The sequence below is a fragment of the Streptomyces sp. bgisy027 genome (assembly GCF_057710365.1).
This window is the reverse complement of the sequence record NZ_JBYIVZ010000075.1, coordinates 21,758-44,003: the sequence shown is the minus strand read 5'-3', so window position 1 is coordinate 44,003 and position 22,246 is coordinate 21,758. Positions and strand designations below refer to the sequence as shown.

35 protein-coding genes and 1 pseudogene are annotated in these 22,246 nt (G+C 67.3%); all 36 read right to left on the bottom strand.

Features of this window, described 5'->3' with window-relative positions; all coding sequences use genetic code 11:
* A pseudogene (locus AC3ETA_RS44085) lies at positions 1–165 on the bottom strand (DNA-directed RNA polymerase subunit alpha); the annotation flags it as partial.
* Positions 166–317: 152 nt separating this feature from the next.
* Positions 318–722 (bottom strand): 30S ribosomal protein S11, encoded by a 405-nt coding sequence (gene rpsK / locus AC3ETA_RS44080; RefSeq protein ID WP_003956432.1) that lies wholly within the window; start codon positions 720–722, stop codon positions 318–320.
* A gap of 66 nt (positions 723–788) precedes the next feature.
* Positions 789–1,169: a 30S ribosomal protein S13 gene (gene rpsM, locus AC3ETA_RS44075; RefSeq protein ID WP_020135802.1), complete on the bottom strand. Its 381-nt coding sequence runs from the start codon at positions 1,167–1,169 to the stop codon at positions 789–791.
* 190 nt (positions 1,170–1,359) lie between these two features.
* Positions 1,360–1,473: a 50S ribosomal protein L36 gene (gene rpmJ, locus AC3ETA_RS44070; protein WP_003998809.1), complete on the bottom strand. Its 114-nt coding sequence runs from the start codon at positions 1,471–1,473 to the stop codon at positions 1,360–1,362.
* A 59-nt stretch (positions 1,474–1,532) separates the two neighbouring features.
* Complete coding sequence (infA, locus tag AC3ETA_RS44065) at positions 1,533–1,754, bottom strand: translation initiation factor IF-1 (protein WP_003948620.1); 222 nt, start codon at positions 1,752–1,754, stop codon at positions 1,533–1,535.
* Positions 1,755–1,935: 181 nt separating this feature from the next.
* Positions 1,936–2,772: a type I methionyl aminopeptidase gene (map, locus tag AC3ETA_RS44060; RefSeq protein WP_432198515.1), complete on the bottom strand. Its 837-nt coding sequence runs from the start codon at positions 2,770–2,772 to the stop codon at positions 1,936–1,938.
* Between the two features lie 135 nt (positions 2,773–2,907).
* Positions 2,908–3,573, bottom strand: coding sequence for an adenylate kinase (locus tag AC3ETA_RS44055; RefSeq protein WP_432198514.1), 666 nt, complete (start codon positions 3,571–3,573; stop codon positions 2,908–2,910).
* Positions 3,573–4,886, bottom strand: coding sequence for a preprotein translocase subunit SecY (gene secY, locus AC3ETA_RS44050; RefSeq protein WP_432198513.1), 1,314 nt, complete (start codon positions 4,884–4,886; stop codon positions 3,573–3,575). Before secY ends, AC3ETA_RS44055 begins: the two co-directional genes overlap by 1 nt.
* 245 nt (positions 4,887–5,131) lie before the next feature.
* On the bottom strand, positions 5,132–5,587 hold the full coding sequence (rplO, locus tag AC3ETA_RS44045; RefSeq protein ID WP_031477826.1) for a 50S ribosomal protein L15: 456 nt from the start codon (positions 5,585–5,587) through the stop codon (positions 5,132–5,134).
* 2 nt (positions 5,588–5,589) lie between these two features.
* Positions 5,590–5,772, bottom strand: a complete 183-nt coding sequence (gene rpmD / locus AC3ETA_RS44040) for a 50S ribosomal protein L30 (protein ID WP_003974250.1) — start codon at positions 5,770–5,772, stop codon at positions 5,590–5,592.
* A 2-nt stretch (positions 5,773–5,774) separates the two neighbouring features.
* On the bottom strand, positions 5,775–6,380 hold the full coding sequence (rpsE, locus tag AC3ETA_RS44035; protein WP_015658456.1) for a 30S ribosomal protein S5: 606 nt from the start codon (positions 6,378–6,380) through the stop codon (positions 5,775–5,777).
* A 41-nt stretch (positions 6,381–6,421) separates the two neighbouring features.
* On the bottom strand, positions 6,422–6,805 hold the full coding sequence (gene rplR, locus AC3ETA_RS44030) for a 50S ribosomal protein L18 (protein WP_030967303.1): 384 nt from the start codon (positions 6,803–6,805) through the stop codon (positions 6,422–6,424).
* Positions 6,806–6,808: 3 nt separating this feature from the next.
* Positions 6,809–7,348, bottom strand: a complete 540-nt coding sequence (rplF, locus tag AC3ETA_RS44025) for a 50S ribosomal protein L6 (protein WP_432198512.1) — start codon at positions 7,346–7,348, stop codon at positions 6,809–6,811.
* Positions 7,349–7,372: 24 nt separating this feature from the next.
* Positions 7,373–7,771 carry a 30S ribosomal protein S8 gene (gene rpsH / locus AC3ETA_RS44020; protein ID WP_007384075.1) on the bottom strand — a complete coding sequence of 133 codons (399 nt, stop codon included), beginning with the start codon at positions 7,769–7,771 and terminating at the stop codon, positions 7,373–7,375.
* Between the two features lie 212 nt (positions 7,772–7,983).
* Positions 7,984–8,169: a type Z 30S ribosomal protein S14 gene (locus AC3ETA_RS44015; protein WP_003948630.1), complete on the bottom strand. Its 186-nt coding sequence runs from the start codon at positions 8,167–8,169 to the stop codon at positions 7,984–7,986.
* Positions 8,170–8,174: 5 nt separating this feature from the next.
* Complete coding sequence (gene rplE / locus AC3ETA_RS44010) at positions 8,175–8,732, bottom strand: 50S ribosomal protein L5 (RefSeq protein WP_015658460.1); 558 nt, start codon at positions 8,730–8,732, stop codon at positions 8,175–8,177.
* A complete protein-coding gene (gene rplX / locus AC3ETA_RS44005; protein ID WP_053674523.1) occupies positions 8,732–9,055 on the bottom strand; it encodes a 50S ribosomal protein L24 in 324 nt (107 codons plus the stop codon). Before rplX ends, rplE begins: the two co-directional genes overlap by 1 nt.
* A gap of 2 nt (positions 9,056–9,057) precedes the next feature.
* Positions 9,058–9,426 (bottom strand): 50S ribosomal protein L14, encoded by a 369-nt coding sequence (rplN, locus tag AC3ETA_RS44000; protein WP_003998823.1) that lies wholly within the window; start codon positions 9,424–9,426, stop codon positions 9,058–9,060.
* Between the two features lie 107 nt (positions 9,427–9,533).
* Positions 9,534–9,818: a 30S ribosomal protein S17 gene (rpsQ, locus tag AC3ETA_RS43995; protein WP_018543912.1), complete on the bottom strand. Its 285-nt coding sequence runs from the start codon at positions 9,816–9,818 to the stop codon at positions 9,534–9,536.
* Positions 9,818–10,042 carry a 50S ribosomal protein L29 gene (gene rpmC / locus AC3ETA_RS43990; RefSeq protein WP_007494763.1) on the bottom strand — a complete coding sequence of 75 codons (225 nt, stop codon included), beginning with the start codon at positions 10,040–10,042 and terminating at the stop codon, positions 9,818–9,820. Before rpmC ends, rpsQ begins: the two co-directional genes overlap by 1 nt.
* Complete coding sequence (gene rplP / locus AC3ETA_RS43985) at positions 10,042–10,461, bottom strand: 50S ribosomal protein L16 (RefSeq protein WP_030967307.1); 420 nt, start codon at positions 10,459–10,461, stop codon at positions 10,042–10,044. The genes rpmC and rplP overlap by 1 nt, the downstream gene beginning before the upstream one ends.
* A 5-nt stretch (positions 10,462–10,466) precedes the next feature.
* Positions 10,467–11,288 (bottom strand): 30S ribosomal protein S3, encoded by an 822-nt coding sequence (rpsC, locus tag AC3ETA_RS43980; RefSeq protein WP_380853521.1) that lies wholly within the window; start codon positions 11,286–11,288, stop codon positions 10,467–10,469.
* Complete coding sequence (gene rplV, locus AC3ETA_RS43975; RefSeq protein WP_026290933.1) at positions 11,288–11,635, bottom strand: 50S ribosomal protein L22; 348 nt, start codon at positions 11,633–11,635, stop codon at positions 11,288–11,290. Before rplV ends, rpsC begins: the two co-directional genes overlap by 1 nt.
* Before the next feature lie 44 nt (positions 11,636–11,679).
* Positions 11,680–11,961, bottom strand: a complete 282-nt coding sequence (gene rpsS / locus AC3ETA_RS43970) for a 30S ribosomal protein S19 (RefSeq protein WP_030952374.1) — start codon at positions 11,959–11,961, stop codon at positions 11,680–11,682.
* Between the two features lie 12 nt (positions 11,962–11,973).
* Positions 11,974–12,810 (bottom strand): 50S ribosomal protein L2, encoded by an 837-nt coding sequence (gene rplB / locus AC3ETA_RS43965; RefSeq protein ID WP_007494772.1) that lies wholly within the window; start codon positions 12,808–12,810, stop codon positions 11,974–11,976.
* Between the two features lie 40 nt (positions 12,811–12,850).
* Entirely contained in the window at positions 12,851–13,270 is a 420-nt protein-coding gene (gene rplW, locus AC3ETA_RS43960) for a 50S ribosomal protein L23 (protein ID WP_030952372.1), read from the bottom strand.
* On the bottom strand, positions 13,270–13,926 hold the full coding sequence (rplD, locus tag AC3ETA_RS43955) for a 50S ribosomal protein L4 (protein WP_030952370.1): 657 nt from the start codon (positions 13,924–13,926) through the stop codon (positions 13,270–13,272). The genes rplW and rplD overlap by 1 nt, the downstream gene beginning before the upstream one ends.
* 8 nt (positions 13,927–13,934) lie before the next feature.
* Positions 13,935–14,579, bottom strand: coding sequence for a 50S ribosomal protein L3 (gene rplC / locus AC3ETA_RS43950; RefSeq protein WP_030952368.1), 645 nt, complete (start codon positions 14,577–14,579; stop codon positions 13,935–13,937).
* A gap of 17 nt (positions 14,580–14,596) precedes the next feature.
* Positions 14,597–14,905, bottom strand: coding sequence for a 30S ribosomal protein S10 (gene rpsJ, locus AC3ETA_RS43945; protein ID WP_003948644.1), 309 nt, complete (start codon positions 14,903–14,905; stop codon positions 14,597–14,599).
* Positions 14,906–15,312: 407 nt separating this feature from the next.
* Positions 15,313–16,449, bottom strand: coding sequence for a pyrroloquinoline quinone biosynthesis protein PqqE (gene pqqE / locus AC3ETA_RS43940; RefSeq protein WP_432198511.1), 1,137 nt, complete (start codon positions 16,447–16,449; stop codon positions 15,313–15,315).
* Positions 16,446–16,718 carry a pyrroloquinoline quinone biosynthesis peptide chaperone PqqD gene (gene pqqD / locus AC3ETA_RS43935; protein WP_432198510.1) on the bottom strand — a complete coding sequence of 91 codons (273 nt, stop codon included), beginning with the start codon at positions 16,716–16,718 and terminating at the stop codon, positions 16,446–16,448. Before pqqD ends, pqqE begins: the two co-directional genes overlap by 4 nt.
* A complete protein-coding gene (gene pqqC, locus AC3ETA_RS43930) occupies positions 16,715–17,452 on the bottom strand; it encodes a pyrroloquinoline-quinone synthase PqqC (RefSeq protein ID WP_432198509.1) in 738 nt (245 codons plus the stop codon). Before pqqC ends, pqqD begins: the two co-directional genes overlap by 4 nt.
* Positions 17,449–18,348, bottom strand: a complete 900-nt coding sequence (gene pqqB, locus AC3ETA_RS43925; RefSeq protein WP_432198508.1) for a pyrroloquinoline quinone biosynthesis protein PqqB — start codon at positions 18,346–18,348, stop codon at positions 17,449–17,451. Before pqqB ends, pqqC begins: the two co-directional genes overlap by 4 nt.
* 9 nt (positions 18,349–18,357) lie before the next feature.
* Positions 18,358–18,498: a pyrroloquinoline quinone precursor peptide PqqA gene (gene pqqA, locus AC3ETA_RS43920; protein ID WP_432198507.1), complete on the bottom strand. Its 141-nt coding sequence runs from the start codon at positions 18,496–18,498 to the stop codon at positions 18,358–18,360.
* Between the two features lie 50 nt (positions 18,499–18,548).
* On the bottom strand, positions 18,549–20,741 hold the full coding sequence (locus AC3ETA_RS43915) for a PQQ-dependent sugar dehydrogenase (protein ID WP_432198506.1): 2,193 nt from the start codon (positions 20,739–20,741) through the stop codon (positions 18,549–18,551).
* 200 nt (positions 20,742–20,941) lie between these two features.
* Positions 20,942–22,135, bottom strand: a complete 1,194-nt coding sequence (gene tuf, locus AC3ETA_RS43910; protein WP_030046358.1) for an elongation factor Tu — start codon at positions 22,133–22,135, stop codon at positions 20,942–20,944.
* Between the last annotated feature and the right edge of the window lie 111 nt (positions 22,136–22,246).

Below are 22,246 nucleotides of genomic sequence, written 5' to 3'. Positions count from 1 at the left end.
ACGGATGGACGTGACCGCCGCACCCGGGATCGAGGACAGAAGGGTGCGACGCAGGGAGTTGCCGAGGGTGTAGCCGAAGCCCGGCTCCAGCGGCTCGATCACGAACCGGGAGCGGAATTCGTCGACGACCTCTTCGGTCAACGAGGGACGCTGAGCGATCAGCATGTGTGGATCAGATCCTTCTTTCGTGGACGCCCGCTATTTGACGCCCGACGGAACCGTCCCCGGCAAAAGGGACGGGTACTGCAAGGGTACGGGCGATACGGCCTTACAGAGCCGTACCGCCCGAAACCAAGCCTGCGTGAAGCAGTCGTACGTCAGACGCGACGACGCTTCGGCGGACGGCAGCCGTTGTGCGGGGTCGGGGTGACGTCCTGGATGGAGCCGACCTCGAGGCCCGTGGCCTGCAGCGAACGGATCGCGGTCTCACGACCGGAACCCGGACCCTTCACGAACACGTCGACCTTGCGCATGCCGTGCTCCTGCGCGCGGCGGGCAGCCGACTCGGCGGCCATCTGCGCGGCGAACGGCGTGGACTTCCGGGAGCCCTTGAAGCCGACGTGGCCGGCGGAGGCCCAGGAGATCACGTTGCCGGACGGGTCCGTGATGGAGACGATCGTGTTGTTGAACGTGCTCTTGATGTGCGCGTGGCCGTGAGCGACGTTCTTCTTTTCCTTGCGGCGCACCTTCTTGGCAGCGCCCTGACGACCCTTGGGGGGCATCTGTACTCCTACGGGAGGTGGTCGGTCCTACAGCGAAGACCGCTGGACGGCGAAGTCCGCTGTGGACTACTTCTTGCCCGGCTTCTTCTTGCCGGCGATGGCGCGACGCGGGCCCTTGCGGGTACGGGCGTTCGTGCTGGTGCGCTGACCGCGGACGGGCAGACCGCGACGGTGACGGAGACCCTGGTAGCAACCGATCTCGACCTTGCGGCGGATGTCGGCCTGGATCTCGCGACGGAGGTCACCCTCGGTCTTGATGTTGTTGTCGACGTACTCACGAATCGCGACGAGCTGCTCCTCGGAGAGGTCGCGAACGCGCGTGTTCGGGTCGATGCCGGTCTCGGCCAGCGTCTGCTGGGAGAGCGTCCGGCCGATGCCGAACACGTAGGTCAGGGCGACCTCCACGCGCTTTTCGCGCGGGATGTCAACACCGGAAACGCGTGCCATTCAATGGCTCCTGGTGATCTTCGGAGGTCTTCCGCAGAACCGAGTCCCAGCCGCCGTACGAGGTACGAACTGAGTCCCCGGCCTCCGAACCGGGGGTGTCAGGCAAAGGTTCGCCTGGATTCTGCGTATGAACATATTCAGCTTGCGTCGCGCGAATCTCTGCGATGGATGCAGAGGGATCGGTCGTGCGTCAGCCCTGGCGCTGCTTGTGGCGCGGGTTCTCGCAGATGACCATGACCCGACCGTGACGGCGGATCACCCTGCACTTGTCGCAGATCTTCTTGACGCTCGGCTTGACCTTCATGGGATTGAGGTTCTCCGGGTCAGTGCCACCACCCCGCCGGAGCGGGATGCGGGCAAGATCTACTTGTAGCGGTAGACGATCCGGCCACGCGTCAGGTCGTACGGAGACAGCTCCACCACGACCCGGTCGTCAGGGAGGATGCGGATGTAGTGCATACGCATCTTGCCGCTGATGTGTGCCAGGACCTGGTGGCCGTTCTGGAGCTCGACCTTGAACATGGCGTTCGGCAGAGACTCGACGACAGTGCCCTCGATCTCGATGGCACCTTGCTTCTTGGCCACGCTTCGCCCTTCGGAATCGACTACCTTGATCGACTCCAGTGCTTTCCCTTGCGGGCGCATGCGGACATGCGGGTGCACGAGAGCCGACGAGTCAGTCTACGTCAGCGCACCCGGAAAGACGAATCGGGGAATCCTGCCCTGACCGGCAGATCATTAAGCACCGGGTTCGCGGAAGGGTCGCTCAGGCCAGCGGATCCGGCGCGGCGACGATTCCGAACTCGGCCAGCTTGGCCTTGCCGCCGTCGGGCGCCGTCAGCACCAGCGGACCCTCCTCGGTCAGCGCGACCGAGTGCTCCCAGTGCGACGACCAGGTCCCGTCCGTGGTGATGACGGTCCAGTCGTCCGACAGGACCTCCGTCTTCGGCGTGCCCAGCGAGACCATCGGCTCGATCGCGAGGCAGAAGCCGGTGACCAGCTTCGGCCCCTTCCCTCGCCGGCGCTCCACGTAGTTCAGCAGGTGCGGGTCCATGTGCATCTCGGTGCCGATGCCGTGGCCGCCGTAGTCCTCGATGATGCCGTAGCGGCCGCCGCCGGGCTTCGGCTGGCGGCGGATGTAGGTCTCGATGGCACGGGAGACGTCGACCAGGCGGTTGCCCTGCTTCATGGCCGCGATACCGGCCCACATCGACCCCTCGGTCACCCGGGAGAGCTCGATCAGCTCCGGAGCGTGACCGGAGCCCACGAAGGCGGTGTAGGCGGCGTCGCCGTGCCAGCCGTCGATGATGGCGCCGCAGTCGATGGAGATGATGTCGCCGTCCTTCAGGACGACGTCCTCGGACGGGATGCCGTGGACGACGACATCGTTCACGGAGGTGCAGATCGTCGCGGGAAAGCCGCCGTAGCCGAGGAAGTTCGACTTGGCACCGTGCTCGGCGAGCACCTTGCGGGCGACCTCGTCCAGATCCTTGGTGCTGGCCCCGGGCACCGCGGCTTCGCGCGTGGCCGCGTGAATGGCGGCGACGACCAGCCCCGCCTCACGCATCTTGGCGATCTGCTCGGGGGTCTTGATCTGCACCATGGGGACGGGGGCCTTTCCTGCCGGGTGGAGGGACTGCTTCAACCATAAGGGCGGAGCCGCAACACCCCGCCCCACACAGCAGCCGCGGCCCCCTCGAAGGGAACCGCGGCCAGTGCTGCGTACCTGCTGAGAACGCTACTGCTTGCCGTCCTCGTCACGCTTGAGCGCCTCCATCGCGCGCCCCGTGACCTCTTCGACCTTGCCCAGCGCGGAGATGGTGACGACCAGTCCCTGCGCCTTGTAGTAGTCGATGATCGGCTCGGTCTGCGTGTGGTAGACCTCGAGGCGCTTGCGGACCGTCTCCTCCGAGTCGTCGTCACGCTGGTACAGCTCGCCGCCGCAGACGTCGCAGACGCCCTCCGCCTTCGGCTTGCTGTACGTCACGTGGAAGACGTGGCTGGAGTCCTTGCGGCAGATCCGCCGCCCGGCGATCCGCTTGACGACCTCTTCCTCGGGGACTTCCAGGTCCAGGACCGCGTCCAGCTTCATGCTCTCGGACTGGAGCATCTCGTCCAGTGCCTCGGCCTGGGACACGTTGCGCGGAAAACCGTCCAGCAGGAAGCCGTTCTCGGCGTCCGGCTTCTCCATGCGGTCCTTGGCCATCCCGATGGTGACCTCGTCCGGCACCAGGTTGCCCGCGTCCATGTAGGACTTCGCGAGCTTCCCGAGCTCCGTCTGCTGGCTGATGTTGGCGCGGAACAGGTCGCCCGTGGAGATGTGCGGGATCGACAGGTTCTGGGCGAGGAACGCGGCCTGCGTTCCCTTGCCGGCACCCGGCGGCCCGACGAGGACGATACGCATCAGCGGAGGAACCCTTCGTAATTGCGCTGCTGGAGCTGGCTCTCGATCTGCTTCACCGTTTCAAGACCGACACCCACGATGATCAGGATGCTGGTACCACCGAACGGGAAGTTCTGGTTTGCCCCGAAACCAGCCAACGCCATCGTCGGCACGAGAGCGATCAGACCCAAGTACAGCGAGCCCGGCCAGGTGATCCGGTTGAGCACGTAGGAAAGGTACTCAGCGGTCGGTCGGCCAGCCCGGATGCCCGGGATGAAGCCACCATACTTCTTCATGTTGTCCGCGACTTCCTCGGGGTTGAACGAGATAGCCACGTAGAAGAACGCGAAGAACACAATCAGGAAGAAGTAGAGCGTGATGTGCAGCGGAGCGTCTGTCTTCGCGAGGTTCTGTTCGACCCAGGCCTTCCAGCCGGCGTTGCCACCGGAGAACTGCGCGATCAGTGCCGGGATGTAGAGCAGCGACGAGGCAAAGATCACAGGGATAATGCCCGCCTGGTTGACCTTCAGCGGAATGTACGTCGACGTGCCGCCGTAGGACCGGCGGCCGATCATGCGCTTCGCGTACTGGACCGGGATACGGCGCTGAGCCTGCTCGACGAAGACCACCAAGCCGATCATGACGAGACCGACGGCGACCACGGTGCCGAACTCGATCCAGCCGTCGGCCAGCGAGCCCTCTTGCTTGATGGCCCACAGCGCGGACGGGAAGGTCGCGGCGATCGAGATGAACATCAGGATCGACATGCCGTTGCCGATGCCGCGGTCGGTGATGAGCTCACCGAGCCACATGACGACGGCCGTACCGGCGGTCATGGTGATGACCATGGTGACGGTCGTGAAGATCGACTGGTCAGGAACGATCTGGCCGGACACCTGGCAGCCCTGGAAGAGCGCGCCGCTGCGGGCGGTGGCCACCAGGCCGGTGCCCTGAAGAATGGCGAGCGCAACGGTCAGGTAGCGGGTGTACTGCGTGATCTTGGCCGTCCCCGCCTGGCCCTCTTTCTTGAGGGCTTCCAGGCGCGGGATCACGACGGTCAGCAGCTGAAGGATGATGCTCGCCGTGATGTACGGCATGATGCCGAGCGCGAAGATCGTGATCTGAAGCAGCGCGCCGCCGCTGAACATGTTGACCAGACCGAACAGGCCCGTGTTGGTGCTGGCCTGGTCGATGCAGACCTGGACGGCCGAGTAGTCGACGCCGGGAATCGGAATGTGGGTACCGATCCGATACACCACGATGATGGCGAACGTGAAGAGCAGCTTCTTGCGCAGGTCGGGCGTCTTGAACGCCCGGGCGAACGCGGTGAGCACGGTGCCTCCTGCGACCCCCGCGCAACTGCGTCAAGGGTGACGGTCTTGAGGTTCGACTAATAGGAACGACTTAGCTAACGGTCAACTGCCGCTCAGAGTGCCTCACAAGAACCACTCAGTAAAAGTAGGCAGTGCAGGCCACCTTACCGGCGAGACCGCCCCCCTTGGAACGACCAACCGGGGATACCCCATTTGTGGGGTATCCCCGGTCGGGATCGCTCAAGTCATCGAGTCGCCTGAAGTGTTCAGACGAGCTCGGTGACGGTACCGCCGGCGGCGGTGATCTTCTCCTTGGCGGAGCCGGAGACGGCGTCGACCGTCACCTGCAGCGCCACGGAGATCTCGCCCTGGCCGAGGACCTTGACGAGGCTGTTCTTGCGAACGGCACCCTTGGCGACCAGACCCTCGACGGTGACCTCGCCACCCTCGGGGTACAGCGACGCCAGCTTGTCGAGGTTCACGACCTGGTACTCGGTCTTGAACGGGTTCTTGAAGCCCTTCAGCTTCGGAAGACGCATGTGGAGGGGCATCTGGCCACCCTCGAAGCGCTCCGGAACCTGGTAACGAGCCTTCGTGCCCTTGGTACCACGACCGGCCGTCTTACCCTTCGACGCCTCACCACGACCGACACGGGTCTTGGCGGTCTTGGCGCCCGGGGCGGGACGGAGGTTGTGGATCTTGAGCGGGTTCTGCTCCGCCATGATCAGTCGACCTCCTCGACCGTCACGAGGTGGCGGACGGTGTGCACCATGCCGCGGAACTCGGGGCGGTCCTCCTTGACGACCTGCGTGTTGATGCCCTTGAGACCAAGGGAGCGCAGGGTGTCACGGTGGTTCTGCTTGCTGCCGATGTAGGACTTGACCTGCGTAATCTTGAGCTGCGCCATGATTACGCACCCGCCCCGGCGCGCGCACGGAGAAGAGCCGCGGGGGCGACGTCCTCGAGCGGCAGACCGCGGCGGGCCGCGACCTCCTCGGGACGCTGCAGACCCTTCAGGGCCTCCACGGTCGCGTGCACGATGTTGATCGCGTTGTCGGAGCCGAGCGACTTCGACAGGATGTCGTGGATACCGGCGCACTCGAGCACGGCACGCACCGGACCACCGGCGATAACACCGGTACCGGGCGACGCGGGCTTGAGCAGCACGACGCCGGCAGCCTTCTCACCCTGGATCGGGTGCGGGATGGTGCCCTGGATACGGGGGACCTTGAAGAAGTGCTTCTTGGCCTCCTCAACGCCCTTGGCGATGGCGGCCGGCACCTCCTTGGCCTTGCCGTAACCGACACCCACGGTGCCGTCACCGTCGCCCACCACGACCAGCGCGGTGAAGCTGAAGCGACGACCACCCTTCACAACCTTGGCGACACGGTTGATCGCGACAACGCGCTCAACGTAAGCGGTCTTCTCGGCGGCAGCTGCGCCGCCGTCACGGCCCTTCCGGTCCCGCCGCTCGCCGCCACCGGCACCGCCACCGCGGCGCTGGGGTCCAGCCATTGGAATTACCTCTCTCTTTTTCCGCTAGCTACGGAAGCGGCTCAGAACTTGAGTCCGGCTTCGCGGGCGGCGTCCGCCAGGGCGGCGATGCGCCCGGCGTACTGGTTGCCACCACGGTCGAATACGACGGCCTCGACGCCAGCGGCCTTGGCGCGCTCGGCGACCAGGGCTCCGACCTGCTTGGCCTGCGCGGACTTGTCGCCCTCGCCACCGCGGATCGAGGTGTCCAGGGTGGACGCCGACGCAAGGGTGTGACCCTTGAGGTCGTCGATCACCTGGGCCACGATGTGGCGGTTCGAGCGGGTAACGACCAGACGCGGACGCTCCGCCGTTCCGTTGATGTGCTTACGGATCCGGATGTGGCGGCGCTTGATCGCGGCGCGCTTGTAGGCGTCGCCCTTGAGGATCTTCTGTCCGTATGCCATGGCTTACTTACCCGCCTTTCCGACCTTGCGGCGGATGACTTCGCCCTCGTACTTGACGCCCTTGGCCTTGTACGGGTCGGGCTTGCGCAGCTTGCGGATGTTGGCCGCAACCTCGCCGACCTTCTGCTTGTCGATGCCCTCGACGGAGAAGCGCGTGGGGGCCTCCACCTTGAAGGTGATGCCCTCGGGCGCCTCGACCAGGATCGGGTGGCTGTAACCGAGGGAGAACTCCAGGTTCGAGCCCTTGGCGACAACGCGGTAACCGACACCGCTGATCTCGAGCTTCTTCACGTAACCCTGGGTCACGCCGGTGATCATGTTCGCCACCAGCGTGCGGGACAGGCCGTGCAGGGCCTTGTTCTGACGCTCGTCGTTGGGGCGGGTGACGCTGAGCACGCCGTCCTCGCCCTTGGCGATCTCGATCGGCGCCACGACGGTGTGGATCAGGCTGCCCTTGGGGCCCTTGACCGAGACCGTCTGGCCGTCGATGGTGACGTCCACGCCGGCGGGAACCGCGATGGGGAGCTTGCCGATGCGCGACATAGCTGTTTCCTCCGTTCCCTTCTGCTACCAGACGTAGGCGAGGACTTCTCCGCCTACGCCCTTCTTGCCGGCCTGCTTGTCGGTGAGGAGCCCGTGGGACGTGGAGATGATCGCCACGCCGAGGCCGCCCAGAACCTTGGGCAGGTTGGTGGACTTCGCGTACACCCGGAGACCGGGCTTGGAGATCCGCTTGATGCCCGCGATGGAGCGCTCACGGTTCGGGCCGAACTTCAGCTCGAGGACGAGGTTCTTGCCGACCTCGGCGTCCTCGACCTTCCAGCCCGTGATGAAGCCCTCCTGCTGGAGGATCTCCGCGATGTGCGACTTGATCTTCGATGCCGGCATCGTCACGGAGTCGTGGTATGCCGAGTTCGCGTTCCGCAGACGCGTAAGCATGTCTGCGATCGGATCAGTCATGGTCATGAATTGGCCTTCGGCCTCTCTCGCCGGGGTTTCCTGATGCGCCATCCCTCTCCCCGATCCGAGACGGGACGGGTGCGGCGCGGTGGACCTACGGCGTAGTAAGTCGTACGGGCGTGACAGGCGCCCAACCCCACAAGCCTAAGCCATGCGGGGGTGGGCCCCTGTCCACCCAGATGCTTACCGAGAGACTCCGGAATCCCTTATTAGGGGGATTACCAGGAGCTCTTGGTCACGCCCGGCAGCTCGCCACGGTGAGCCATCTCACGAAGGCACACGCGGCACAGGCCGAACTTGCGGTACACGGAGTGCGGACGGCCGCAGCGCTGGCAGCGCGTGTAGCCACGCACACCGAACTTGGGCTTGCGAGCAGCCTTGGCAATCAGAGCCTTCTTCGCCATCTCGCTCACGCCTCCTTGAACGGGAAGCCGAGGTGACGAAGGAGCGCGCGGCCCTCAGCGTCGTTGGTCGCCGTGGTCACCACGGTGATGTCCATACCCCGGGTACGGTCGATCTTGTCCTGGTCGATCTCGTGGAACATGACCTGCTCGGTGAGACCGAAGGTGTAGTTGCCACGGCCGTCGAACTGCTTGGGGGACAGACCACGGAAGTCGCGGATGCGCGGGAGCGCGAGCGACAGGGTGCGGTCCAGGAACTCCCACATGCGGTCGCCACGGAGCGTGACGTGGGCACCGATCGGCTGGCCCTCACGCAGCTTGAACTGCGCGATGGACTTGCGGGCCTTGGTGACGGCCGGCTTCTGACCGGTGATCGTGGTGAGGTCGCGGATGGCGCCCTCGATCAGCTTGGAGTCGCGGGCGGCGTCGCCCACACCCATGTTGACCACGATCTTGACGAGGCCGGGAACCTGCATGACGTTCTCGTACTTGAACTCGTCACGCAGCTTGCCCGCGATCTCCTCGCGGTACTTCGTCTTCAGACGCGGAGTGGTGGTGGTAGCCATCAGATGTCCTCACCCGTCCGCTTGGCAACGCGGATCTTGTTGCCTTCGTCGTCGAAGCGGTAGCCGACACGCGTGACGACCTTGTTGCCGTCCTTCTCAACGACCAGCTGGACGTTGGAGACGTGGATCGGCGCCTCGGTCGTGACGATGCCGCCGGCCTGCGAACCGCGAGCGGTCGGACCGGCCTTGGTGTGCTTCTTGACCCGGTTGACACCCTCGACCAGGACACGCTCGTCGCGCGGGTAAGCGGCAATGACCTTGCCCTGCTTGCCCTTGTCCTTGCCGGTGATGACCTGGACCAGGTCGCCCTTCTTGATCTTCATGCCTACAGCACCTCCGGAGCCAGCGAGATGATCTTCATGAACTTCTTCTCGCGCAGCTCACGCCCGACCGGGCCGAAGATGCGGGTGCCGCGAGGGTCACCGTCGTTCTTCAGAATGACGGCGGCGTTCTCGTCGAAGCGGATGTACGAGCCGTCCGGACGGCGGCGCTCCTTGACGGTGCGAACGATGACCGCCTTGACGACGTCACCCTTCTTCACGTTGCCACCGGGGATCGCGTCCTTGACGGTGGCGACGATGACGTCACCGATACCCGCGTAGCGGCGACCGGAGCCACCGAGCACACGGATGCAAAGGATTTCCTTCGCACCAGTGTTGTCGGCGACACGCAGTCGCGACTCCTGCTGGATCACGTCTATCTCCTGTTTGTCTGCCGGTTCCCGGCAGGGGCCGCCTCGTTACGAGGTGGACCCCTGCCGAGCCTGGCGGAACTGTCCTGCGGGATTACCCCCGCAGGAAATTACTTGGCCTTCTCGAGGATCTCGACGACGCGCCAGCGCTTCGTCGCGGACAGCGGCCGGGTCTCCATGAGGAGGACACGGTCGCCGACGCCCGCGGCGTTCTGCTCGTCGTGCGCCTTGAGCTTGTTCGTACGGCGGATGACCTTGCCGTACAGCGCGTGCTTCACACGGTCCTCGACGGCGACGACGACGGTCTTGTCCATCTTGTCGCTGACGACGAGACCCTCACGGGTCTTGCGGAAACCGCGCGCCTCTGCGTTCTCAGTCACGTTCTTCTCGCTCATCAGGCGTTCTCCACCGTTTCGATGCCCAGCTCACGCTCGCGCATCAGGGTGTAGATCCGCGCGATGTCCTTGCGGACCGCCTTGAGACGGCCGTGGTTCTCGAGCTGACCGGTCGCCGCCTGGAAGCGGAGGTTGAACAGCTCTTCCTTGGCCTCGCGGAGCTTCGCCAGAAGCTCCTCGTTGCCCAGCTCGCGCAGCTCGGACGCCTTGGTACCGGCCGACATCACGCTTCACCTGCCTCGCGCTTGACGATCCGGCACTTCATCGGCAGCTTGTGGGCGGCGCGAGTCAGAGCCTCACGGGCGATCTTCTCGTTGGGGTACGACAGCTCGAACATCACGCGTCCGGGCTTGACGTTGGCGATCCACCACTCCGGAGAACCCTTACCGGAACCCATGCGGGTCTCGGCAGGCTTCTTGGTGAGGGGACGGTCCGGGTAGATGTTGATCCAGACCTTGCCACCACGCTTGATGTGACGCGTCATGGCAATACGAGCGGCCTCGATCTGACGGTTCGTCACGTAGGCCGGGGTGAGCGCCTGGATGCCGTACTCGCCGAACGCAACCGTCGTGCCACCCTTGGCAGCGCCGGAGCGCTTGGGGTGGTGCTGCTTGCGGTGCTTGACCCTACGGGGGATCAGCATTTCGGTCAGGCCTCCGTTCCGGTGCTCTCAGCCGGAGCGGACGCCTGGGCCTCGGCCTTGGGGGCCTCGGCGCCGGCAGCCTGCTGCGGCTTGCGACCGCGCCGCTCGCCACCACGGCCACCACGGGCCGGGCGGTCGGCACCACCACGGGCCGGGCGGTTACCCGCACGGGCCGCAGCGTTCTCGGCGCGGACCTCGGCGATGTTCTTGACGTCGCCCTTGTAGATCCAGACCTTCACGCCGATGCGGCCGAAGGTCGTCTTGGCCTCGAAGAAGCCGTAGTCCACGTTCGCGCGGAGCGTGTGCAGGGGCACACGGCCCTCGCGGTAGAACTCCGAGCGGGACATCTCGGCGCCACCGAGGCGGCCGCCGCACTGGATCTTGATGCCCTTGGCGCCGGCCTTCATCGCCGACTGCATGCTCTTACGCATGGCGCGGCGGAAGGAGACGCGGGAGGAGAGCTGCTCGGCAACGGCCTGGGCAACCAGCTGAGCGTCGGTCTCGGGGTTCTTGACCTCGAGGATGTTCAGCTGGACCTGCTTGCCCGTGAGCTTCTCGAGGTCACCGCGGATGCGGTCGGCCTCGGCGCCACGGCGGCCGATGACGATGCCCGGACGAGCGGTGTGGATGTCCACCCGCACGCGGTCACGGGTGCGCTCGATCTCAACCTTCGAGATACCGGCGCGCTCCATGCCGGACGTCATCATCCGACGGATGGCGACGTCTTCCTTGACGTAGTCCTTGTACAGCTTGTCGGCGTACCACCGGGACTTGAAGTCCGTGGTGACACCGAGCCGGAACCCATGCGGGTTAACCTTCTGGCCCATTACCGGGTTCCTTCCTTGCTGCTGACGACCACAGTGATGTGGCTGGTCCGCTTGCGGATCCGGTAGGCACGGCCCTGGGCACGCGGACGGAACCGCTTCAGGGTCGGGCCCTCGTCGACGTACGCCTCGCTGATGACCAGCGAGGAGGCGTCCGGGTGGTCGTAGTTGTGCGCGGCGTTGGCGATGGCGCTGTCGAGCACCTTGCCGACCGGCACGGAGGCTGCCTGCGGAGCGAATCGCAGAACAGCCTGAGCCTCCGTGGCATCCATGCCACGGATAAGGTCCACCACGCGGCGGGCCTTCATGGGCGTAACGCGGATGTACCGCGCCTGGGCCCTGGCTTCCATGGTTGTCCCTCTCAGTTACTTACGTGTCTGAATGCGATCCGCTACTAGCGGCGCTTCGACTTCCGGTCGTCCTTGACGTGGCCCCGGAAGGTGCGCGTCGGCGAGAACTCGCCGAGCTTGTGGCCGACCATCGACTCGGTGACGAACACCGGGATGTGGGTCTTGCCGTTGTGCACCGCGAGCGTGTGGCCGAGCATGGCCGGCACGATCATGGAGCGACGGGACCAGGTCTTGATGACGTTCTTGGTGCCGGCTTCGTTCTGGGCGTCCACCTTCTTGATGAGGTGTCCGTCGACGAAGGGCCCCTTCTTGAGACTGCGCGGCATCTAAACCCGCTCCTAGCGCTTCTTGTTCGTCTTGCGGCGGCGGACGATGTACTTGTTCGACGCCTTCTTGGGCGAACGAGTACGACCTTCCTTCTGACCCCAGGGGCTGACCGGGTGGCGACCACCGGAGGTCTTGCCCTCACCACCACCGTGGGGGTGGTCAACCGGGTTCATCGCCACACCGCGAACGGTCGGGCGGACGCCCAGCCAGCGCTTGCGGCCGGCCTTGCCCCAGTTGATGTTGCTCTGCTCGGCGTTGCCGACCTCGCCGACCGTGGCGCGGCAGCGCTGGTCGACCAGGCGGATCTCACCGGAGGGCATGCGGAGGTGGGCCATCGAGCCCTCCTTCGCGAGCAGCTGCACGGAGGCACCGGCGGAGCGGGCGAACTTGGCGCCGCCACCGGGACGGAGCTCGATCGCGTGGATCGTGGTACCGACCGGGATGTTGCGGAGCGCCAGGTTGTTGCCCGGCTTGATGTCGGCCCCGGGACCGTTCTCGACGCGGTCACCCTGCTGCAGGTTGCGCGGGGCGAGGATGTAGCGCTTCTCGCCGTCGGCGTAGTGCAGCAGCGCGATGCGCGCGGTGCGGTTGGGGTCGTACTCGATGTGCGCGACCTTCGCCGGCACGCCGTCCTTGTCGTGACGACGGAAGTCGATCACTCGGTAGGCGCGCTTGTGTCCGCCACCCTGGTGGCGAACGGTCACACGACCGGCGTTGTTACGGCCGCCCTTGCTGTGCAGGGGGCGGACCAGCGACTTCTCCGGCGTGGACCGCGTGACCTCGACGAAGTCGGCGACGCTGGAGCCGCGACGGCCCGGCGTAGTCGGCTTGTACTTGCGGATTCCCATTTCTCAGTCCTCGTCCGATATCGGACGATCCGGACCGCCCTCAGGCGGTCGGACCGCCGAAGATGTCGATACGGTCGCCCTCGGCGAGGGTCACGATCGCGCGCTTGGTGCCCGCGCGCTGGCCGAAGCCGGTGCGGGTGCGCTTGCGCTTGCCCTGGCGGTTGATCGTGTTGACCCCAGTGACCTTGACGTCGAAGACCGCCTGGACGGCCTGCTTGATCTGGGTCTTGTTGGCGCTCGGGGCGACGATGAACGTGTACTTGCCCTCGTCGAGAAGCGCGTAGCTCTTCTCGGAGACGACCGGCTTCAGCAGCACGTCACGGGGGTCCGTGAAGGACTTGCTGACCGGGGTCTCGACGGTGTTCTTGCCCTCGGCGGCGTGACGACGCGCCTTGGCGACGCGCGCGGCCTTGGCGGCCTTGGCCGCCTTGGAGGCAATGCTCGGGTGACGCGTAGCCATCAGGCCTCGCTCCCTTCGGTGTCATTGGCCTTCGGGCCCGACACGAAGGACTCGAACGCGGCCTGGGTGAAGACCACGTCGTCCGAGACGAGAACGTCGTACGTGTTCAGCTGGCCCGGCTCCAGGATGTGGACCTGGGGCAGGTTGCGGGCGGACAGCCACGCGGCCTCGTCGGCGCGCTCGACGATCAGGAGCAGGTTCTTGCGCTCGCTGATCTTGCCGAACAGGCTCTTCGCGGCCTTGGTGCTGGGGGTCTCGCCCTCGATCACGCCGGAGACGACGTGGATGCGGTTGTTGCGGGCCCGGTCGGTGAGGGCGTGGCGCAGGGCCGCGGCCTTCATCTTCTTCGGGGTCCGCTGCGAGTAGTCACGCGGCACGGGACCGTGCACGACGCCACCACCGGCGAACTGCGGCGCGCGGGTCGAACCCTGACGGGCGCGACCGGTGCCCTTCTGGCGGTAAGGCTTCTTGCCACCACCACGGACCTCGCCACGCGTCTTGGTCTTGTGCGTGCCCTGGCGGGCAGCGGCCAGCTGCGCGACGACGACCTGGTGAAGCAGCGGAACGCTGATCTTCTCTACGTCGAAGATCTCCGCGGGGAGCTCGACGGTACCGGCCTTGTCGCCCGCCGGCGAAAGGATGTCAACAGTGCTCATCGGTTACCTCAGGCCCCCTTGGCCGCGGTGCGGACCAGGACGAGGCCGCCGTTCGGACCGGGAACCGCGCCCTTGATGAGCAGCAGACCCTTCTCCGCGTCAACGGCGTGGACGGTCAGGTTCTGGGTGGTGACCCGCTCGTTGCCCATACGACCCGCCATGCGGAGGCCCTTGAACACGCGGCCCGGGGTGGCGCAGCCACCGATGGAACCGGGCGAGCGGTGCTTGCGCTGGGTGCCGTGTCCGGCGCCGAGGCCCTTGAAGTTGTGACGCTTCATGACACCGGCGAAGCCCTTGCCCTTGCTCTTGCCGGTCACGTCGACCTTCACGCCGGCCTCGAACACCTCAGCGGTGATCTCCTGGCCGAGGGTGTACTCGGCGGCGTCCGCGGTGCGGATCTCGACGAGGTGACGACGGGGGGTGACGTCGGCCTTCGCGAAGTGGCCCTTGAGGGGCTTGTTCACCTTGCGCGGGTCGATGTCGCCGAACGCGATCTGGACGGACTCATAGCCGTCGGCGTCGTTCGTGCGGACCTGGGTGACGACGTTCGGGCCGGCCTTGACGACGGTGACCGGAACAACGCGGTTGTTCGCGTCCCACACCTGCGTCATGCCGAGCTTCTCGCCCAGGATGCCCTTGATCTGCTTAGCCATTCTCAGATCACCGGCCCCTAGAGCTTGATCTCGATGTCGACACCGGCCGGGAGGTCGAGTCGCATCAGAGAGTCAACGGTCTTGGGCGTCGGGTCGAGGATGTCGATCAGGCGCTTGTGCGTGCGCATCTCGAAGTGCTCGCGCGAGTCCTTGTACTTGTGCGGCGACTTGATGACGCAGTACACGTTCTTCTCAGTGGGCAGCGGCACCGGGCCCGCGACCGACGCACCAGTGCGGGTCACCGTCTCGACGATCTTCTTCGCCGAGGAGTCGATGACCTCGTGGTCGTAGGCCTTGAGCCGGATGCGGATCTTCTGTCCCGCCATGGCTACTCAGTAGTCCTTTGTCTCGTAACGCTCTGGAACCCGGTGTTCCTGTGCCCTGCTCTCCGACCCACGCGGTCGGGCGTGTCGCGCTCTCGCTGACACAGATGCCCCTTGTTCGAACATCCCTTGCCTGGGAGCACGGCCCTTCCGGAACCGCAAGCCGGGGACTAGGAGGTCCACCGGGTGCCTGGTCGGCGCCGCACTGACACTTCCCGGAAGATTCCCGTACGTCCGCCCCAGCGCTGCCTTACGGCAGTTAGGGCGACGAGTACTGTGGGACTCGCTTCCGGTCCTCCCGGCGGGAGGCGCGCAGCATCAACACTCGACCGAGCAACTCGGACAGTCTGCCATATGGGGCAGGGGGTCCGCCAATCGAGCCGGAGAGAATACCCCGAGGGTGACGCGGGTCAAACCCGGGCGGCGGCTCCCTTGTCCCGGCCCGGCACCCGACGTCTGATCTTTACCGTTCCGTCCGGTTCGGCCTCGGCCAGCCCCCGGATCAGCCCATGGTCCGGCGAGAGCGCGCACGCGGGATCCGTACGGGTGGCGTCCCCCGTGAGCGCGTAGGCCTGGCAGCGGCAGCCGCCGAAGTCCTCCTCGCGACGTGAACAGCCGCGGCAGGGGTCGGGCATCCAGCCGGTGCCGCGGTAGCGGGTGAACGCCCCGGAGTGGTCCCAGATCCAGTCCAGCCGGTGATCACGGACGTTCGGGGGATCCAGGTCCGGCAGCGCGGCCGCGGCGGGGCACGGCAGGACCGTGCCGTCGGGGGCGACCGTGAGCGAGACCGCTCCCCAGCCGCCCATGCACGGCTTGGCGACGCCGTCGAAGTAGTCGGGGACGACCCAGACCAGCTCGGGCCCGTCCGGGAGCCGCCCGCGCCACCGCTGGACCGCCTCCCGCGCGCCCGCGAGCTGCTCGCGGGTGGGCAGCAGCGCGGCCCGGTTGAGCAGGCCCCAGCCGTAGAACTGGACGTTGGCGAGCTCGACGCGGTCCACGCCCCAGGACACGCCCAGCTCGACGAGCGCGTCCAGGGCGTCCAGGTTCTCGCGGTGCAGGACGACGTTCATGCCGAGCGGCAGACCCGCGTCCCGCACCAGCTCGGCGGCGCGTTCCTTCTCGGCGAAGGAGCGGCGCCCGGCGATGCGGTCGGAGGCGCGCGGGTCGGCGTGCTGGACGGACAGCTGGACGCTCTTCAGTCCGGCGGCGGCCAGTGCGGCGAGGCGCCGTTCGCTCAGGCCCACGCCGCTGGTGACCAGCTGGGTGTAGATGCCGGCCGCCTCGGCCGCGGCGACGATCTCCGCCAGGTCCCGGCGCAGCAGCGGCTCGCCGCCCGACAGATGCGTCTGGACGACGCCGAGCTCGCCCGCCTGGCGCAGCACGTCCGTCCACTGCTGCGTGGTCAGCTCGCTCGAACGGCGTGTCAGCTCAAGGGGGTTGGAGCAGTAGCCGCAGTGCAGCGGGCAGGCGTGGGTGAGCTCGGCCAGCAGTGCCCAGGGGCGGGCGGGAGTCGTGGCGGGGCCGGCCGGCGGGTCGCTCGGGGTCATCGCAGCCAGCCCTCCTCGCGCAGCCGCTCCAGGAACAGGGGGACGTCGGTGGCCACGGGGGCGTCGGGGAAGCGCCCGGTCAGTTCCGCGACGATGTCGCCGACGCTGCGGGTGCCGTCGCACAGGCCGATCACCGTGCCGGCCGAGCCGGTCAGGACGCCGACCCGCTCGGGGAGGAGCAGCAGGTCCGCGTCCCGTACGGGGTCGTGCCGGCGCACGGTGGCAGGGGCCAGGGCGGGCCGCCAGTCGGTGCCGGGCGGCCCGCTCACTCCGGCTCCCCTCGGCCCGCGCCGTCCACGGTGTCCAGCAGCGACCACAGGACGTCGCACTTGAAACGCAGCGCGGCCACGGCACGCTCCTGGTCGTCATGGGTGCGGGCCCAGCGAAGGACCAGGTCGAGCGCCTCGCGGCTGTCGCGCCGTCCCTGACTGACCCGGGTGCGGAAGTAGGCGAGGCCCTCGGCGTCGATCCACGGGTAGTGGCGCTCGAAGGCGTCGATGCGGGTGCGCATCAGGTCCGGGGCGGACAGTTCGGTGAGCGAGGCGGCGACGGCTTCGAGGGGCGGGCGCAGCCGGCAGAAGTTGACGTATCCGTCGACCGCCAGCCGTACGCCCGGCAGCACCGAGTCGGCGCGCAGCAGGGTCTCGCGGTCCAGGCCGGCCGCCTCCCCGAGCCGCAGCCAGCGCTCGATGCCGCCCTCGCCGCTCTGCGCCCCGTCGTGGTCCTGGATGCGGCGCAGCCACGTCCGGCGCAGCTCCGAGGTGGGCAGCTTGGCGGTGATCAGGGCGTCCTTGACGGGGATGTGGCGCTGGTAGTGGAAGCGGTTGACGATCCAGCGGCGCAGTTCCGCCGGGCTGAGGTCGCCGCCGTGCATCCGGATGTTGAAGGGGTGCAGGTGGTGGTAGCGCTGCTCCCCCACCGCACGCAGTCGCGACTCGAACTCGGCGGGGCTCCAGGGCTCCTCGGGCGGGGCAGGGCTCGTGCTCACAGCGGCTGTGCTCATGGCTCGATCACCATTCCGTCGTGCGCCACCTCGATGCCCAGCCGGGCGAGCCGCTTGTGCTGGGGCGCGGCCGGGTCGACGAGGGGGTTGGTGTTGTTGAGGTGCGTGTACAGGCACCGGGCGGCCAGGGGGGCCAGCCGCTCGGCGGTGCCGCCCGGGCCGTCGACGGGCAGGTGGCCCATGCCGGTGGCGGTGCGCGAGGAGATGCCGGTGCGGCGGGGTTCCTCGTCGTCCCAGAAGGTGCCGTCGACGAGGACGCAGTCGGCCTCGGCGGCGGCCTGCTGAAGGCGGTCCGGCCAGGCGGCCAGCGCCGGGGCGTAGAGGACCGAGGCGCCGGACGACGGGTCGTACAGCCTGAGCGCGACGACCCAGGCGTCGTCGTCCGGCGCGTCGGCGGCGTACCGCGGGCGCTTGCCGGAGACCGGGATGCCGCTGACCTGAAGGCCGGAGGGCGTGCCGTCCAGGGGTTCGGCGCCGTGCCCGGGCAGCTCCCGCCAGGTCACGTCGCTGTACGGCGCCAGGACCTCGCCGAGCCGCAGGCGGTCCAGCAGAGCCTGCCGGACCGGGGCCGTCGCCAGCACCTGGAAGCCGTCCGCCTCCCGCAGCCGGGCGATGCCCAGGGTGTGGTCGAGTTCGGCGTCGGTGAGGATCACGCCGGCGAGGGGGGACTGCCGGGGGCCGGGCCCGGGGTGGAGTTCGGGCCGTTCCTCGATCTGGTCGCCGATGTCGGGGGTCGCGTTGACGACGTACCAGCGGCCCTCGCCGGTCCGTACGGCCAGCGAGGCGTGCCGGCGGCGCCGGTGCGGGTGGGCGCATGCCCCGGAGCAACCGGGGCACGCGCAGTTCCACTGGGGGATGCCGCCGCCGGCGGCCGTGCCGAGTACCAGCAGCAGCATGGCGGCCCGCTAGCGGGTGCTGAGCGAGTAGGCGGTGACCTCCAGCGCGGTGTCCACGACCTCGAAGCCGGGGGCCTGCCAGGTGGTGTCCTCCGGCTGCGCCGAGGGGGCCTGCTCAAGGGGCTTCAGCGGTTCCTTTGTCTCGTGCATCGGTCGTACGTCCCTTCTTTCGGGGTTGCTTGAGGGGGAAGGGGCCGGGCTCACCTGATCGGGACACGGAGGATCTTGTCGTTGCCGTACCCCAGGTCGCTGGTGCCGACCCACAGTTCGTTCGCGCCGGGCACCTTGGCGATGGCGCGGAGCCGGCCGTACGTGCCGGGATAGAAGGCGGTCTTCGCGCCGAGGCGTTCGCTGTCGCCGTCGATCGGCACGCGCCACAGGCGTTGCCCGCGCAGCGACGACACGTACAGGACGTTGCGTACGACGGCGAGCTGGGCCGGGACGCCCTTCTCGGGGCTGAAGGTGGCCTTCGGGCCGGTCATGCCCTTGACGGAGCAGACGCCCTCGCAGCCGGGCCAGCCGTAGTTGGCGCCCCGCTTGATCAGGTTCAGTTCGTCGTGGGTCTGCTGGCCGATCTCCACCGACCACAGCCGGCCCTTGCGGTCCCACGCCAGGCCCTGCGGATTGCGGTGGCCGTAGCTGTAGACGTGGTTGCCGAACGGGTTGCCGGGCGCCGCCTTGCCGCTCTTGGTGATCCGCAGGATCTTGCCGTTGAGCGAGGACTTGTCCTGCGCCAGCTTGGGTTGCAGGGCCTCGCCCGTGGTGACGTACAGGTACTTGTCGGGGCCGAAGGCGATCCTGCCGCCGTTGTGGTCGCCGCCCCGCCGGATGCCGGTCAGGATCGGCTTGTAGTTGCGCAGCGAGGTGCCGTCGTAGTCCATCCTGACCACGCGGGTCTCGCTCTTCGTGGTGTGCACGAAGAACACCTGCTTGTCCTTCCTGCCGTCCCACGTCGGCGACGGAGCGACCCCCAGCAGCCCGCCGGCGCCCTCGTCGTACGGCTCCGGGACGGTGTACGGCACCTCGCCGACCCACTTCCTGGTGCCGTTCCGGTCCAGGCGGTAGACCTGGTAGGACAGGCGCTCGGTCACCAGGGCGGTCCGCCCGTTCGGCAGGAACGAGATGCCCCAGGGGGTGTGCCATCCCTTCGACAGCGTCTTGGCGCCGGCCGGTGCGCCGGCGTCGACGGGCGCGCTCCGCTTGATGTGCCGGGTCATGTCGTCGTCCGGCCGCGGCGCCGTTCTGGACGGTCGCGCGGTTCCCGGCGCCCCTCGGGCGCGCTGCCCGACCGCCTCGTCGACGGTCACGCGGAGAATCCGGTCGCCGCTCGCCTGTCTCGCGGTGCCCAGCCACAGCTCGTTCCTGCCGGGGACCTTCGCGAGGGCACGCAGCGCATAGCCCGAGAAGACCTTGGTCCTGGCGCTGTCGCCCCTGCCCTGGAGGGCCGCGGTGATGGGGACGCGCCAGAGCTGGTAGCCCCGCAGCGTCGACACGTAGAGGTCGTCGCCCACGACGGCGACCTGGGCGGGGGCCGTGGTGTGGTCCCAGGTGGCCTTCGGGTCGGTCATGCCCTTGGTGTGGCAGACGCCCTCGCAGCCGGGCCAGCCGTAGTTGGCTCCGGGCTTGATCAGGTTGAGTTCGTCCTTGGCCTCCTGCCCGATCTCCACCGACCACAGCCGGCCCTTGCGGTCCCACGCCAGGCCCTGCGGGTTGCGGTGGCCGTAGCTGTAGACGTGGTTGCCGAACGGGTTGCCGGGGGCGGGCTTGCCGGACTTCGTGATCCGCAGGATCTTGCCGTTGAGCGAGGTCTTGTCCTGCGCGAGCCTGGCGTGCGTGGCCTCGCCGGTGGCGACGTAGAGGTACTTGTCGGGGCCGAAGGCGATCTTGCCGCCGTGGTGGTTGGAGCCCCGCTTGAGGCCGCCGAGGACGACCTTGTAGCCGCTGAGCGACTTGCCGTCGTAGTCCATCCGCACCACCCGGCTACCGGTCGCCGTGGTGTGCATGAAGAACACCTGCTTGTCCTTCCTGCCGTCCCACGTCGGGGACGGAGCGACACCCAGGAGCCCGCCCTTGGCGGCGTCACCGGGCTGGAGGACGGCGACCTTCGGCACCTTGCCGATCAGGGTCCGGCTGCCGTTGTCGCGCAGGCGGTAGACACGGGCGCTCTCGTTCTCCGTCACCAGTGCCGAGCGCCCGTCCGGCAGGAAGGAGATGGCCCACGGATTCGACCAGCCCGTGGAGAAACCGGTCACGTCGACGGCGGCCCGCGGAGCGAGGTCCGTGGCCGCGGCGGTCGTCGAGGGCACCGCGCCGGCCAGCAGGGCGGCCGCGGCGGTGAGCGAGGTTATGCAGAACCGGGACGAATACCGCACCCAGTGGCCTGAATGTGCCATGCCGACACCTTTCTTGATTCCTCACAGCAATCTTTGCGAGGCGTGATCGGCCTGCCACTCGGGGTGAGCCGCGAGGGTGAGACCGCCTGCGGCCCACCTCTCGTGACGTCCCCTCAGAAACAGCGAAAGGGCCCGTACGACCGAAGTCGTACGGGCCCCTTCAGGAGCTCGCTCTTGGAGCTGCCAGGTCAGATCGACAATTACTTGTTGATCTTGGTGACCTGGCCGGCGCCGACCGTCCGGCCACCCTCACGGATGGCGAACTTCAGGCCCTCTTCCATGGCGACGGGCTGGATGAGCTCCACCTTCATCTCGGTGTTGTCACCCGGCATGACCATCTCGGTGCCCTCGGGGAGGGTCACGACGCCGGTCACGTCCGTCGTACGGAAGTAGAACTGCGGACGGTAGTTGTTGAAGAACGGCGTGTGGCGGCCACCCTCGTCCTTGGACAGGATGTAGGCCTGGGCCTCGAACTCGGTGTGCGGCGTGACCGAACCGGGCTTGATGATGACCTGGCCGCGCTCGACGTCCTCGCGCTTGATGCCACGGAGCAGCAGACCGACGTTCTCACCGGCCTGGCCCTCGTCGAGCAGCTTGCGGAACATCTCGATGCCGGTGACCGTGGTGGTGGTCTTCTCCTGCTTGATGCCCACGATGTCAACGGTCTCGTTGACCTTGAGGACACCACGCTCGATACGGCCGGTGACGACCGTACCGCGACCGGTGATCGTGAAGACGTCCTCGATCGGCATCAGGAACGGCTTGTCGACGTCACGCTCGGGCTGCGGGATGTTCTCGTCCACGGCCTTCATGAGCTCGAGGACGGTGTTGCCCCACTCCTTGTCGCCCTCAAGGGCCTTGAGCGCCGAGACCTTGACGACCGGCAGGTCGTCGCCCGGGAACTCGTACTCGGAGAGCAGCTCACGGACCTCGAGCTCGACGAGCTCCAGGATCTCCTCGTCGTCCACCATGTCGGCCTTGTTCAGGGCGACGACGATGTACGGAACGCCGACCTGGCGGGCCAGGAGCACGTGCTCCTTGGTCTGCGGCATCGGGCCGTCGGTGGCGGCGACCACGAGGATGGCGCCGTCCATCTGCGCGGCACCCGTGATCATGTTCTTGATGTAGTCCGCGTGACCGGGGCAGTCGACGTGGGCGTAGTGACGCGTCTCGGTCTGGTACTCGACGTGCGCGATGGAGATGGTGATACCGCGCTGGCGCTCCTCGGGAGCCTTGTCGATCTGGTCGAAGGCCGAGGCCTCGTTCAGGTCCGGGTACGCGTCGTGCAGCACCTTGGTAATGGCGGCCGTAAGGGTCGTCTTACCGTGGTCGATGTGACCGATGGTGCCGATGTTGACGTGGGGCTTAGTCCGCTCGAACTTCGCCTTCGCCACGGGGTCCTCCTGTGGAGTGGTTCTGAACGCCTTGCTTCATCGGCGCCAGGTGATCTTTGCTGGAAAGCCCGGGCCCGAGGGCATTCCCCCACGAATGCGGGTGAATGCCCC